The organism is Halobaculum rubrum (assembly GCF_019880225.1).
Lineage (GTDB): Archaea > Halobacteriota > Halobacteria > Halobacteriales > Haloferacaceae > Halobaculum > Halobaculum rubrum.
Genome location: NZ_CP082284.1, coordinates 2,619,771 through 2,633,130, shown reverse-complemented (window position 1 = coordinate 2,633,130; position 13,360 = coordinate 2,619,771). Strand labels below are relative to the sequence as shown.

Sequence of the window (13,360 nt, the reverse complement as noted above, 5' to 3'; positions counted from 1 at the left end):
GCATTCTACGGTACACCGTCTCTACGGTGCCTTTATCCGGGTTGCGGCCGAACTGTCTGTTATCCGTGGCAGTTATCGTTGAGTTGACTATTCCAGCCGATGTATTCGAGTTGGGGCAGATCCTTCAGGTGGAAGGATCAACCGAAATCACGGTTGAAACGATGGTCCCGTTAGGGGGGAGACCGATACCGTTTGTTCGAATTCACAACGGCACTCGAGACGAGTTCGAAGGCGCGGTTCGAGAGCACCCGTCGGTTAACAAGATTCAACTGATCAACTCACACGAGGGAGAACTGCTGTACGCACTAGACTGGGAGCTGTCGAAGGACTCACTGTTGCAGACAGTTCTCGATCTGAGGGGAGTCTTGTTGAACGCGACCGGCACCGCCGAGACGTGGAGTTTCGAATTCAGATTCCCGACACACGAGGCGCTCTCGGAGTTCCAAGCTCACTACATCGAACAGAACATCCAGGTATCGATCAAGCATATATACAATCCCACGAGGCCTGACGCCGGCCCTTGGTTCGGGTTGACGCCACTACAGCGCGAAACGCTCACATACGCAGTGGAGTCAGGATACTATTCGTTGCCGCGAGAAGTATCGACGCAGGACCTCGGGGAACATTTCGATATTTCGGACCAAGCAGCCACCGAACGGCTCCGCCGGGGGATCTCTACGTTGGTGTCGAATACCCTATTGGTCGATCCGGAAAACGACTGAGACTGGGTCGTTAGTTCCGCTTTGCCCGAATCTTCCCATGATTCCCCCGGGTCTTGTCCTCACAGCTCGGGCATACCCGTGGGTTGTCAAGGTCATTCGGTGCGAACACCCGGACGTATCGCTCAGTAACGTGAGCCTCACAGTTTTGACATTCAGGCATGGTAGCAACCGTGTGAGACCCCGTGATAGCCTCTCCCGTTGATAGCAGTGCCCCTGGCATCTCTACCCACCGGAGACATCAACGTACCATCACCCGTCTGGCTCCTCGGAGGTATTTGCGACAGCCACTTCGAGTGGATTCTCTCGCCGCAAGGGTCGCGCTCGGCCGTGTGTCCGGGCTGCCGGGCGTCCACCGAGAGATCTTGACGCTCAATATAGGGAGTCGGAGACCCACTGGTACACTTGGGTTGGCGTGGTAAGTACATCGGATAGAAGTATTACAGCGATCGTTCTGTAGAGCGTCTCGGATCCAGACTCGTTTCCACGCCTCCCCGATCGTGATAGTATTTACGTCCGACGAACGAATCGTCGAGGTTTCCAATGATCGTCGTGTAAAGCATCTCGACCGAGTAGTACGTGGCTTCACCGGTGTCTGTCAGGATGTCGCTGATGAGAACGGAATCGCCGGTGGGAGCCGTCAGTTCTACCGCTCCTAATCGGTCGATCAGGCTATCGTGTGCGATCGGAAACTCGATCGATTGATCGATCAACTGCCTTAGATCGGAGTACTCCATTCAGTTCTGGGTGAGAGCCGTGCTCCTCGGTGACCCACGGCACGGGGGAAATTCGGTCGAGTTCAGGAGGTCGTCGAACCGCTCTCCACAGTCCTGGCGGACGTGTCGCGTCGCCATAGACGGGTCGGGATCTGATTCAGTCACGGTCGATGTCTTGTCTAGCGTTCACTTCGAATTTCGGCTTTGTCAACCAAGGTGCTGAAGTAGAATCGTGTTCACACACCGACGTAGCAGTACCCTCTAGTGTCCTAACTCTGTACCCTACCGCCGCAGTCGATCTATCGACCAGCGAATTCTCCGGACAGGGTAGATTCAGAGTGAGAGTCAGCCTTGCACCCGCGTCGGTGCGTCTAGTCCAGTGGGGAGACTCATGTGACGTGGAACGAGATCACCTCGTACTGACACACCCTCCGTGTTCACGCCGAGGCATCCCGGTGCGTTGAGCGTTAATTTCGTTCTGATTTCATAGTATCGCACAAACGAAATTGTTGACCAAACCGTATCGGTATTCGGTTGTTGAACGATAGAGAACCACGTGATGCAGCAAACGAAGTCCGATCTCGATTCTACGTTGTCGGGTACGAACGGCACCGAGATCGGAAAACACCGACTGAAAGGCCACACCGGTAACGGGTGGTCGTACTCGTGTGGTATCCCTTCGACTTCAGTCCCGTCTGTCCCGACGTCCTCCGTCGGTTCCGGGATGCCGAATGGCTCTCTGTGACGGACGTGGTCGGAGCCCTCGGGATTTCCCGGGATCCGTGTTCCGCTCACAAACGGTTCATTCAGGAGTACGAGATCTCGTCCACGTCTGACCGATACTGTGGCCGAGATCATCGAACAGTTCGATCTCGTGCACGAAGAGTTGGATAACCGCTCGGGAGTTTCAAACCGGCCGCTCGTGACACTCAATGAGTCACACGAGACATGCGGACCCAGAAATGACTCTCAGATATCACAACGCTGGATAAGAGATGTTCTCTTTGATCTCACGGCCGCGGAGGGTAGTTCAGTCTGCCTTCAACACCACTCCGAACAACTGGAAAGAGTTATGCTACCGCTGGTACTGACCGATGACGGTCGGTTCGGAGCGCGCGTAGTGTCACTCCACAGTAGTACCAAGTACAACACCGTAGTCGATATGTCGGAGTGGGTCCCGCATACCCCTGATCAGCAAATACCACTCTACGGAGAAGGCTCCCTTGAGACGCAGATCGAACGAACAGTTCTCTCAAGCTGCCCCGAGTACGAGCCCGATCGGTGGATCGTTTCGGTCCTTACTTCGGAAGGCGGCTCGCCGAAACGAGAGTCCTCATAAATAGGTTGGTTGGTAACGCCGAGGAAATATCCGAGAGAACGGGTTCCCTGATATATGGCTCAACTCGACCCGACAACGGAACCCGAACTTGAGCGGGCCTTAGCAACTGTCCTGCGCCGAGCATACGAAAATGGTGTGCCAGTGGCGGACACGAGAATCGCGGTGCGGAATCGAGATATGCCAGATTGGGAACTGGTGATAGAGCAACTGACAATCCAATCTCCTCGATAACCCTCGTGCTGGACCCCTGCCGACCCACAGTAGTCGGTTCGCAATCTCACTTCGCGGAGTATCCTCACTGGCCTGCGGTGAAAGCAACTACCCGTGAATAGTTCTATGTGACTTCAGGCGGAGGAGGATGTCAAATCGGTTCGAAGACGTGCATCGGCCACTCCTCCTCGTAGGACAGATCCAGGTCGGGATCGATATCGACTGACTCGCGATCGAGGACTCGGAACTCGACGCGGTCCCCGATGGCGACCTCCTCGAGCGGAGCGGCGACGCGGCCCGTAAGCCGAGCCGAAGAGTCAAGTTCGACCACTGCGACGGTGATCGGCGCCAACTGTTCGAACGCGGACGGGGGACGGTTGACCGATGTGTACGAGACCACATCGCCGGTCCGGGGCTGTTCCGATAGCGTGACTGCCCTGCTACCACAGTTGTAACAGGCGGGGCGAGGCGGCAGCAGGTGTGTATCACACTCCGTACAGCGGGCGGCAATCAACCGGCCCTCAGTTAGCTCGTCGAAGAAGCCGGGGAGCGTGAACGGCGAGTCGGCGGTGATGTCTTCCGGTACGAGCGGTCCCGTCGTGGTGGAATCGGTGTCTGTCATCGGTGAATTGCTCTCTTCGGTCATTGTGCAGTCAGGACGTGGGCCACGGTATGTGCATCTGCGACGCCACCCTCGTTGATGAGCAGCGCGGTGTCGGCGTCGGCCACCTGGCGCTCTCCGGCTCGTCCGGTGAGTTGTTCGTAGGCTTCGACCGCCTGCAACAGTCCGGTCGCCCCGATCGGGTGCCCACGGGCCTTCAGTCCGCCGCTGGTGTTGATCCGGACGTCGGTCCAGCCCGCCGACCGGTCCTCGGGTTCCTCGACGGTCTCGATTCCGCGACCCTCGGGAGCGAACTCGGCAGCCTCGGCCAGCAGTGCCTCACAGACGGTGAAGGCGTCGTGGACTTCCGCGACGTCGATATCCGCGGCGTCCACACCGGCGTCCTCGTATGCGGTCGAGGCGGCGACGTTCGCGCCCTCGACGAACGTCAGGTCCCGCTCCGCGACCGCGAGGTTGTTGGCCGCGGATCCGACGCCAGCCACGTGGATCGCGTCGGAACGGCTTCGCAGGTCGGCCGCCACCTCGTCGTTCGCGACGACGACGGCCGCGGCACCGTCGGTAACCGGCGCACAGTCGTACAGTTTGAGTGGCGGAGCGACGGCGGGAGCGTCCATGACCGTCTCGATATCGACTGCTTGCTGGAACATCGCCCGTGGGTTGTCCGCCGCGTTCCCGTGGTTCTTTACGGCGATCTTCCCCAGGTCTCGTTCCGTCGCGTCCGTTTCGTGGAGATATCGCCGTGCGAGCAGGGCGTACGTGGCGGGCGCGGTGATCCCGGAGCGCTGTTCTAACGCCCGCTCGAAGGCGGCACCGAGCGCGTTCGTGGCACCTTCGGTCCCGCCGGCGGTCATCTTCTCCACGCCACAGGCCAGCACCGCGTCGTGGACGCCCGCCCGAACGTCTCGGACTGCGTTCTTGAGCGCGAGTGCACCGGCGGCCGCACACGCCTCGACACGCTCTGCGGGGACGTTCCGCAGACCTGCCCATTCGGCCATGAGTGTGCCCTGCATGATCTGATTCTCGTACCGTTCGGACTGGGCGCCGACGTACAGCCCGTCGACGACCTCGGCCGGATCGGGCAATCCCTCGAACGCCTCGGCCAGCGCCCTCGAGAACAGGTCGCGGCCGGGCAGATCTGTCTTGCCCAGCGGAGAGGCACCGACCGCTATGATGTGTGCTCCTGACATCCTCTAGCGTTCGCTAACAGTTAGTAATAAATATTATGTCTGCATGTTTATATATCCGGTTCGAACACCTCTGAAGCGCCAGTGGAACCGCGGTGACGGCGGGTGCCGTGCTCGGACGAGTCCGGTCAGGTCGACACACCGGGATTGGTCTCGACGGGGACCCGCTTGCGAACCGGATCGATCGGGGGAGTCCGCCCGCGTCCGGCCGTGAACACGTGATCGATTCCACCCCACCGGTGAGAAAGAATTTTATATTATGCCGTTACGTGTTGGCATAGCATGCATCGAGAGATGACGACGCTCGACTTCCTCGATAGAGGCGTCGACGTCTACGGCGACGCAGTCGGCGTGATCGCTCACGACGGTACCGAGTACACCTACGCCGAGTTCGGCGAGCGAGTCGACCGCGCGGCGGCGGCGCTCTCTGAGCTCGGTATCGGGAAGGGCGACCGTGTGGCACTGCTCTCCCCGAACACGCACTGGTTCCTGGAGACGCTGTTCGCGATCAACGCCCTCGGGGCCATCTCGGCTCCCCTCAACTATCGGCTCCTCGCCGAGGACTACGAGTACATCCTTTCCGACTGCGGGGCCCGAGCGGTCATCGCCGACCACGAGTACGCCGGGAAGGTCGAGTCGATCCGCGACCGAGTCCCCGCCGCGGCGTTCGTTGCGAACCCGGCCGATCGCGTCGACGGCGACTGGCGCGACTACGAGTCACTCCTGGAGGCGGCCGACCCCGGAGACGTCGAGCGCCCCGACATCTCCGAGGACGACCCCGCGACGATCAACTACACGAGCGGGACAACCGGCGACCCGAAGGGCGTGGTCCGAACTCACCGTACCGAGCACTACCACGCGCTGATCGCCGCCCACCACACCGAGATCAGCGACGACGACGCCTACCTCTGGACGCTCCCGATGTTCCACGTCAACGGGTGGGGCTATCCGTACACCATCACCGGCGTCGGCGGTACACACGTCTGCCAGCGTCACTTCGACGGCGAGGGCGCATTCGAGCGCATCCACGACCACGACGTGACGTACCTCTGTGGCGCGCCGACGGTCCTCGAGGAGATGATCGACCACTACCAGAGCCACGACATCGCGGCGACCGGCGACAAACCGGTCAGGATCGCGACCGCGGCCAGCCCGCCGCCGGAGGCCACGATCCGGACCGTCGAGGACGAACTCGGCTGGAATATTTTGCACGTCTACGGACTGACCGAGACCGGCCCGCTGATCACGACGAGCAACTCGCCGCGTCGGATCGAGAGCGAGGGTCGCTTCGCGGTCAAGTCTCGCCAGGGCAACGCCATGCTCGGGACGGAACTGCGCCTCGTCGACGAGGACGGCGAGGACGTCCCTCCCGACGATAGGACGATGGGAGAGATCATCGTCCGCGGGAACCAAGTCATGGACCGCTACTGGAACAAGCCCGAGCGGACCCGAGAGGCCTTCAGCGGCCGGGTCGAGGGGTGGTTCCACACCGGGGACTTCGCCACTATCGACGAACGTGGGATGATCTCGATCAAGGACCGCAAGAAGGACGTCATCATCAGCGGCGGCGAGAACATTTCCAGCGTCGAGGTCGAGGACGCCCTCTACGACCACCCAGACATCGAACGCGTCGCCGTGATCGGAGTCCCCCACGAGAAGTGGGGCGAGACGCCCAAAGCGATCGTCGTGCACGACGCCGGCGCCGACCTCTCCGAGGAGGGGGTCATCGAGTTCGCCCGCGACAACCTCGCGCACTTCAAGTGTCCGACTGCCGTCGAGTTCGTCGACGACCTCCCGGAGACCTCCACGGGCAAGATTCGCAAGGTCGAACTCCGGGAGTCCCACGGGGACCCGACCGAGTGACTCCGTCCGTTCTGACACCCGTGTCGTCGGCCGTCGACTGAACACCGGAGTCGTCGGGATCTCCTCGATGTCGCCGTCACGCGGTTGTCGACGGATCGCCCGACCCGACCGATGTCGTCGATTCGATCAACTGACCCACGGGGCCGCTCGTCGCCCGACTCCGCGGCGGTTCACCGCGTTCGACACTCCCACTCCGGTTTTGCGATGTGCAAAAGAATAAGTGACGGTGCCTCGCAGAGGATAGTATGTCAGACGCCCCCGACACGAACGATTCACGCACGATCGCGGCGGTAGACAAGTGCTGTGCGATACTCGACTCGACTCACGAACTCCAGGGAGCAACATTGACCGAGATCTCCGAACACGTGGGGTTGACGCCCGGAACGGTCCATCCACACCTCGCTACCCTCCTCGAGAATCAACTGGTCACGAAGACGGACGGCGTCTACGCTCCGAGCTTCAAATTTTTGCGAGTCGGGGAACGCCGTCGTCGGGAAAACGTCTTCTTCAGACATGCTACTAACAAGATAGAGGAGTTGGCACAGAGGATCAACGCCCGGGTCCAGATCTACGTCGAGGAGTTCGGGATGGGCGTTTGTATCGCACAGACCGGAAGTCACGGCAGTATTCAGCCTCCGGACCGAGTCGGGGACCAAACCCACCTCCACGTCATCGCCGCCGGGAAGGCCATGTTGGCGGAGATGCCCGACGAACGGGTATCCGAAATCGTTGCGCAGCATGGAATGCCGGAGTACACCTCGAACACGATCGTCGAGGAGTCGGACCTGTTCGATGCGTTGGAGGATATCTCGGACCGAGGATACGCGTGTAACGATGAGGAATACATGTCGGGACTGGGAGCAGTGGGGTCCGCGGTAACTGCGAAGAACGGAGACGTTATCGGAGCGATCTCTGCGGCTGTGCCGACAAACCGGATGGAAACCTCCGAGTTCGCCGATTCGGTACCGCTCGATGTCGCCAGCGTCGCCAACACGATCGAACTAGACATCCAAGTCGAGAAATCGGAATGACCGCCCCGTTCAAATTCGAATATCAACTATTTTATTGAATAGTAGTCGATTTAATAATAGGACAGCGACATATTCGGCCCTGTTTGCTATGGTATCTTTCTGAAGAGTGGAGATCCTGTACTACGTTCGGTACAGGGCCCACCACGGATTTTGCTGTCGTCAAAAACAGATATCCGCGATTCGCGGATGGGCAGCGAGTCACCGATCGACTCTCTCGCTTCGATTCTTGCGATCTCTGGAACTCACACTACAAAGCCATCCCAATACTGAGCCGGGTATCCCCCCGATCCTCTTTCTCCGTGTCATCGAAGCGGATCCGAATTGGCATCCGATCAACCTCGACAGACTCGGCGAGTTCAGCGCAAACTGCCAGATTCGTCATCTGCATCCGTCTCAAATCCAACGGATCCGACGCCGTAAGCATCGGCTGACGAGTCACTTGTTCGCAAGCAAATACCACGCTTTCTCTCGTACTCGGGTCCAGTCGGTCGCCGTTCACGCTCTTCCCCATCGACAAGCCGGACTGGCGGCCGCTGACCACAATACTATAACAAAATTATGTTTGTTATTTCGAGATGGAGGCACAGCGAGACGGAACCGGATCGGGATCTCGTTGGTGCCGCCCACCTCCCCCGATCTCACTTCGCTGAACGGTACCGTTGCGGCGTTCCCGAACGGATCAACGGGCCTGAAACACGGAACCGAACGGCAGCGGGCCGTCACTCGACCGATACGGTTATTGATCACGTACGGGTTACGTCGTCTCATGGGTGATACTGGGAGCTCCGGCCGACGGATCAAGGTTGTTCGATTGATCGAGGAGTACGATCTCGGATCGATCGGGGCCGAACTGGAACGGAGATGGACAACCGACACCGACGAGCGGATGAGCCTCCGAGATCTCGCCGACCACTTCAACCGGCGGTTGCTGGAGCAGGCGATGACGGATGCGGGCATGCAACCACTCCCTGGCGAGGTCGAAAACACCTATCGGCTCCTCACGGATGCCGATATCAGCGTTGCCGACCGGACGCGAACCCGACGACGCCTCGAACGTGAGGACGTCGGGATCGAACGCATCGAACGCGACTTCGTCACCTATCAGGCTATTCGAACGTATCTCACGGAGTATCGGGGGGCCGAGCACACCACCGACGATCGGCCGCGCACGGACGTCGAAGCCGAGAACATGCAACGTATCCGTGGTCGGACACTGACGGTTACCGAGGGGAAACTCGATCAGCTCGAGAAGGGGGACCACATCACGCTGGGCGAGCCTCGAGTGTTCGTCGACATCAGCGTCCTGTGTGAGGACTGTGGAAGCCGGTACGAGATCGGCGAACTCCTGGAGCGGGGGGGCTGCGACTGCGACCCGTAACCCCCGCCCCGGTGAACAAAGATTATACTATTCGAATCTGGACAAGCAGTTATGAATGTAGAACACGCGGACTATGCGCCGGCCTCCCTAACTGTGAAAAACATCGGCGGCATCCGGGAGGCGTCAGTCGAGTTCTCACCGGGGGTCTCCATTCTCGTGGGTCGGAACGCCACCAACCGGACATCGTTCCTGCAGGCCCTCATGGCGACGCTCGGGAGCGAGAACGTCGCGATGAAAGGCGATGCCGAGGCGGCGGAGGGAACACTCTCGCTCGGAGACGACACGTATACCCGCTCCCTCCGACGGAGTTCGGGCGGCATCGTCACCGACGGTGAGCCGTACTTGGACGATCCGACGCTCGCCGATCTGTTCGCGTTCCTGCTCGAATCCAACGAGGCCCGCCGTGCCGTCGCGACGGGGCAGGACTTGCGAGACCTGATCATGCGACCGGTCGATACGGAAGAGATCCGGACCAGTATCGACCAACTCGTCCGAGAGCGGGAATCCCTCGACCGAAAACTCGCCGAGATCGAGGACGCGAAAGGTGATCTCCCCGATCTCGAACAGCGGCGAACCCAACTGGAACAGCAGATCGAGGAGAAACGGGCCGAACTCGAGGCGAAAGAGGAAGCACTGGACGGGGCAGACGCCACCGTCGAGAAAACACGCGAGGAGAAATCCGAACTCGAGGAACGACTCGAGGAACTGCGGACGATGCGCTCCACGCTCGACGACGTCCGATACGACCTCGAGACCGAACGAGAGAGTCTCGAGGCGCTCCAACAGGAGCGCCGAGAGCTATCGACCGAACGGGACGGGTTGCCCGAAACACCGACGCGTGATATCGATGAGATCGAATCGGACGTTCGGCGGCTCCGCCAACGGAAACAGCAACGGGAAGCCGAGGTGAACGAGCTCCAGAGCGTCATCGGGTTCAACGAGGAGATGCTTGAGGACGCCGGCTCGAGTGCCCTCGCCGACCTCGTCGATCAAGAGACCGAGAGCGTCACGGACAGGCTCCTCGAAGACGACGAAGTCACCTGCTGGACCTGTGGCAGCACCGTCGAACAGGAACAGCTCGAAACGACGCTCAGCCGTCTGCGAGAACTCAGCCAGTCGAAAGTCGGCGAGGTGAACGATCTCGAGACCGAGATCAGCGACCTGCAGACGGACAAACGTGAGTTCGAGCGGGCACAGCGCGAACGGGACCGCATCGAACGCCGGCTCTCCGAGGTCACAACCGAACTCGAGCGGACCGAAGAGCGGATCGAGAACCTGCAGGCCCGACGCGACGAGCTGACCGAGGACGTCGAAGCGGTCGAAGCCGAGGTCGAAGCCCTGGAAAGCGAGGAGTACAGCGAGATACTCGACCTCCACAGAGAGGCGAACCGGCTCGAATACGAGCTCGGTACACTCGAGACAGATCTGGACCGCGTCGAGAGCGACATCGCGGACGTCGAAGAGACGATCGGTAACAAAGACGACGTCGAAGCGCAGATCGAAACGGTGGACGCCGAAGTCGAGCGTTTGCGGACGAAAATCGAGCGTATCGAGCGTAACGCCGTCGAGCAATTCAACGACCACATGGACACGGTTCTCGAGAAACTCGATTACGACAACCTCGACCGGATCTGGCTCGAACGCATCGAGCGCGAGGTCCGGGAAGGGCGTCGGAAGGAGACGAAGCGAGTCTTCGAACTCCACGTCGTCCGGACGTCCGAGTCGGGCGCGGCCTACGAGGACACCGTCGATCACCTCTCCGAAAGCGAACGCGAGGTGACCGGACTGGTGTTCGCGCTCGCCGGCTATCTAGCCCACGAGGTATACGAGGACGTCCCGTTCATACTCCTCGACTCCCTCGAGGCGATCGATTCGGGGCGCATCGCGACGCTCGTCGACTATCTCACCGACTACACGGGCTATCTCCTCGTGGCCCTGCTCCCCGAGGACGCGGCGGCCCTCTCGGATGAATACGAGCGGATCACCGAGATCTGACGGAGTCAGCCGGCGCAGTAACTTTGTAGTCGACATACTGTTATGTGTCATCACATATCGGCAAAAACGAACCGAACGGGATCAGCTCAGACGAACTCGATGTAGCGTTTGGCGATCGAAAAACGACGTCTCAACTGTTGATACTGTCAGATCCTCGCTACACTGTCCGAACTGTCCGTTTCGATCTTAGTTTCGTTTCTTGATGTATTCGGTGATACTCGATTCGATCCATCGTTCATACCCGAGTACAACCGGCCGATCTACAGGAGGAATCAGGTCGGAGTCCGAATCACCGTCCGGTTGACGAAACGGCGATTCAGGTCGACGATCAACTGTACTGGCTGTACACCGCCGTCGCTCAATACTCGAACGGTTTACGGCGTGGAGGAAGCGAAGCGACGAAAATGAAGGTGACCATGGAACAACTCCTCGTGGAGCTTCACGGAATTTACGGTGCGGATGACGGGGTCTCGTGTGGTGATACCGTAGTTCCACTTCAGCGGGCCTGCCGCAAGGCCGTCCTCGATCGTAGACAGGAACGACACAGAAACCGGATCGACGCAAAATATACGCTTTATGAGATGAATATGGGTATGTCTGATTTCAGTACTATCTTAGTAACGTAGATACAACAGCCCGTGAGTTCGTTAGTTCGTATGCTTCCACATGGAACCAGCTTGGTACGGGGAACAGGCGGTGAACCCCGTCGTTTACCGCGGCGAGATGTCACCCAACACCACGGCTTGCACACCTCGATGTCCACGCTCATGACCTCACCACCGGATTTCACCCTCGGACGGAGAACGTCGACTGCAACCGCTACTGTCTCGACCCGGCGGTGCGGTGCCGTTGGATCTCCGCGTCTTCAGTCGGGAGAGCGTACTACTGTGGCAGCTCGAACTCGAACCGTGCCCCGCCATCGGGTCCGTCTGTCAGCGTCACCGTCCACCGGTGAGCCTCCACGATCCGTTTCACGATGGGTAGTCCGAACCCGGTGCCGCCACTCGTCGAGGAATGGCCGGGTTCGAAGACCTCGTCGCGCCTGTCCGCTGGAATCCCGGCCCCGTCGTCTTCGACGTAGATGGTCTCCTCATCGACGCATCCGACACGAACGGTCACGTCCGTGCCCCCATGTTCGATAGCGTTTCGCAGCAAGTTCTCGAACACGTGTTGTAACCGGTCGCGGTCACCCTGGAAGGTCACTTCATCGACTATCTCAAGGGTCGCCGCTTTTGTGTCTACCATCCCCCAGCACCTCCCGACGAGATCGGTCAAACTGACCGCCTCAGTTTCGTCTATGGTGTCGCCTTGCCGAGCGAGCGTCAGCGTATCCATGACGATCGCCTCCATTCGGTCGAGCGCTCGTCGGAGTGGATCGAGATGTTCGCTCTCCGTTTGTTCATCGAGGAGTGCCGCACGGCCCTGTGCGACGGTGAGCGGATTTCGAAGGTCGTGAGAGATGACGCTCGCGAACTCGTCGAGGCGGTCGTTTTGACGACGGAGCTGTCGCTCCCGATCGACACGGTCTGTGACGTTCCGGGTGATTCCCACGAGCCGGGATATTTCACCGTCAGTGGTAACGGGCGCGAGGCTCGTCTGCCAGATGCGTGCCTCTTCGTCGATCGCGAGCTCTTCCTGATACGAGATCGGCTCACCAGCTTTCACACAGCGGTGATAGTTCGCTTCCAGTTCCGCTCCCCGTTTCTCACCGAACACTTCGCGTGGCGTCCGTCCCCGAACTCGTTCGGTCGTGAGTCCGGTCTGCCGCTCGTATGCCGGACTGAGGCGGTCGAACTCGAACGTACCCTCGCTCGAAGTGTCGACATCCAAAAAGAAGATCGCGTCCTCCGCGTTGTTCAGAAGCGCCTCGTACTCTCGGGCGAGTTCGCGGAGCTCTCGTTCCCGTTCTTTCCGCTCGGAGATCACCCGACTATTGAGTAGAATACCCCCGATGACGTCGTCTTCGAGTCGATTCCGCATCGTTGCCTCGATCCAGCACCAGGTGCCATCGGCGCGTTTGAATCTGACCTCAACGATCTGCTGTTCATCGGGGGTCTCCACGACGGCTTCGACGGCGTCGGCGTTTCGCTCCCGGTCGTCAGGATGCACGTAGTCGTATCCGGTGTTCCCGACCAATTCCTCCGGGTCGTAGCCGAGGACTCGTGTGACGGCGGGGCTCACGTACGTCATCGTTCCGTCCGTGTCGACGATCGTGGCGATGTCGTTCGACTCCTCGACGAGCGTCCGATACCGCTCGAGTCGACTCTCGTTCCGCTGTTCTGACGTGGTAGTATCTTCCATTG

At 59.8% G+C, this 13,360-nt stretch carries 11 protein-coding genes; 7 read left to right on the top strand and 4 right to left on the bottom strand.

Annotated features, from left to right (window positions below):
• Positions 1-65: 65 nt before the first annotated feature.
• Positions 66-722 carry a helix-turn-helix domain-containing protein gene (locus tag K6T25_RS13445; protein WP_225917751.1) on the top strand — a complete coding sequence of 219 codons (657 nt, stop codon included), beginning with the start codon at positions 66-68 and terminating at the stop codon, positions 720-722.
• A gap of 10 nt (positions 723-732) precedes the next feature.
• Here the strand turns inward: K6T25_RS13445 and K6T25_RS15825 are convergent, their stop codons facing one another.
• Positions 733-882, bottom strand: a complete 150-nt coding sequence (locus K6T25_RS15825; protein WP_425600872.1) for a DUF7563 family protein — start codon at positions 880-882, stop codon at positions 733-735.
• 1,207 nt (positions 883-2,089) lie between these two features.
• Here K6T25_RS15825 and K6T25_RS15820 point away from each other — a divergent pair.
• Positions 2,090-2,329 (top strand): redoxin domain-containing protein, encoded by a 240-nt coding sequence (locus tag K6T25_RS15820; protein ID WP_225917750.1) that lies wholly within the window; start codon positions 2,090-2,092, stop codon positions 2,327-2,329.
• A complete protein-coding gene (locus K6T25_RS13435) occupies positions 2,280-2,774 on the top strand; it encodes a hypothetical protein (protein WP_222918097.1) in 495 nt (164 codons plus the stop codon). The genes K6T25_RS15820 and K6T25_RS13435 overlap by 50 nt, the downstream gene beginning before the upstream one ends.
• Positions 2,775-3,135: 361 nt before the next feature.
• Here the strand turns inward: K6T25_RS13435 and K6T25_RS13430 are convergent, their stop codons facing one another.
• Together K6T25_RS13430 and K6T25_RS13425 are read right to left on the bottom strand one after the other, a co-directional pair.
• Positions 3,136-3,606, bottom strand: coding sequence for a Zn-ribbon domain-containing OB-fold protein (locus K6T25_RS13430; protein ID WP_222914936.1), 471 nt, complete (start codon positions 3,604-3,606; stop codon positions 3,136-3,138).
• A gap of 20 nt (positions 3,607-3,626) precedes the next feature.
• Positions 3,627-4,793, bottom strand: coding sequence for a thiolase C-terminal domain-containing protein (locus tag K6T25_RS13425; RefSeq protein ID WP_222914934.1), 1,167 nt, complete (start codon positions 4,791-4,793; stop codon positions 3,627-3,629).
• Between the two features lie 279 nt (positions 4,794-5,072).
• Here K6T25_RS13425 and K6T25_RS13420 point away from each other — a divergent pair, with 279 nt between their 5' ends.
• The 4 genes from K6T25_RS13420 to K6T25_RS13405 all read left to right on the top strand — a co-directional run bounded on the left by K6T25_RS13420 (position 5,073) and on the right by K6T25_RS13405 (position 11,057).
• Positions 5,073-6,653: a long-chain-fatty-acid--CoA ligase gene (locus K6T25_RS13420; protein ID WP_222914933.1), complete on the top strand. Its 1,581-nt coding sequence runs from the start codon at positions 5,073-5,075 to the stop codon at positions 6,651-6,653.
• Positions 6,654-6,898: 245 nt separating this feature from the next.
• The gene (locus tag K6T25_RS13415) at positions 6,899-7,684 is read left to right on the top strand and encodes an IclR family transcriptional regulator (RefSeq protein ID WP_222914932.1); all 786 of its coding nucleotides are present in this window, start codon (positions 6,899-6,901) and stop codon (positions 7,682-7,684) included.
• Positions 7,685-8,450: 766 nt separating this feature from the next.
• Positions 8,451-9,062 (top strand): rod-determining factor RdfA, encoded by a 612-nt coding sequence (gene rdfA / locus K6T25_RS13410; RefSeq protein ID WP_222914930.1) that lies wholly within the window; start codon positions 8,451-8,453, stop codon positions 9,060-9,062.
• A 51-nt stretch (positions 9,063-9,113) separates the two neighbouring features.
• Positions 9,114-11,057 (top strand): archaea-specific SMC-related protein, encoded by a 1,944-nt coding sequence (locus K6T25_RS13405; protein ID WP_222914928.1) that lies wholly within the window; start codon positions 9,114-9,116, stop codon positions 11,055-11,057.
• A gap of 882 nt (positions 11,058-11,939) precedes the next feature.
• Here K6T25_RS13405 and K6T25_RS13400 read toward each other — a convergent pair.
• On the bottom strand, positions 11,940-13,358 hold the full coding sequence (locus K6T25_RS13400) for a PAS domain S-box protein (protein WP_222914926.1): 1,419 nt from the start codon (positions 13,356-13,358) through the stop codon (positions 11,940-11,942).
• Between the last annotated feature and the right edge of the window lie 2 nt (positions 13,359-13,360).

Coding starts and splice junctions, on each gene's coding strand:
- K6T25_RS15825 (WP_425600872.1), bottom strand. CDS start 882: ATGCCTGAATGTCAAAACTGTGAGGCTCACGTTACTGAGCGATACGTC.
- K6T25_RS13430 (WP_222914936.1), bottom strand. CDS start 3,606: ATGACAGACACCGATTCCACCACGACGGGACCGCTCGTACCGGAAGAC.
- K6T25_RS13425 (WP_222914934.1), bottom strand. CDS start 4,793: ATGTCAGGAGCACACATCATAGCGGTCGGTGCCTCTCCGCTGGGCAAG.
- K6T25_RS13420 (WP_222914933.1), top strand. CDS start 5,073: ATGCATCGAGAGATGACGACGCTCGACTTCCTCGATAGAGGCGTCGAC.
- K6T25_RS13415 (WP_222914932.1), top strand. CDS start 6,899: ATGTCAGACGCCCCCGACACGAACGATTCACGCACGATCGCGGCGGTA.
- rdfA (WP_222914930.1), top strand. CDS start 8,451: ATGGGTGATACTGGGAGCTCCGGCCGACGGATCAAGGTTGTTCGATTG.
- K6T25_RS13405 (WP_222914928.1), top strand. CDS start 9,114: ATGAATGTAGAACACGCGGACTATGCGCCGGCCTCCCTAACTGTGAAA.
- K6T25_RS13400 (WP_222914926.1), bottom strand. CDS start 13,358: ATGGAAGATACTACCACGTCAGAACAGCGGAACGAGAGTCGACTCGAG.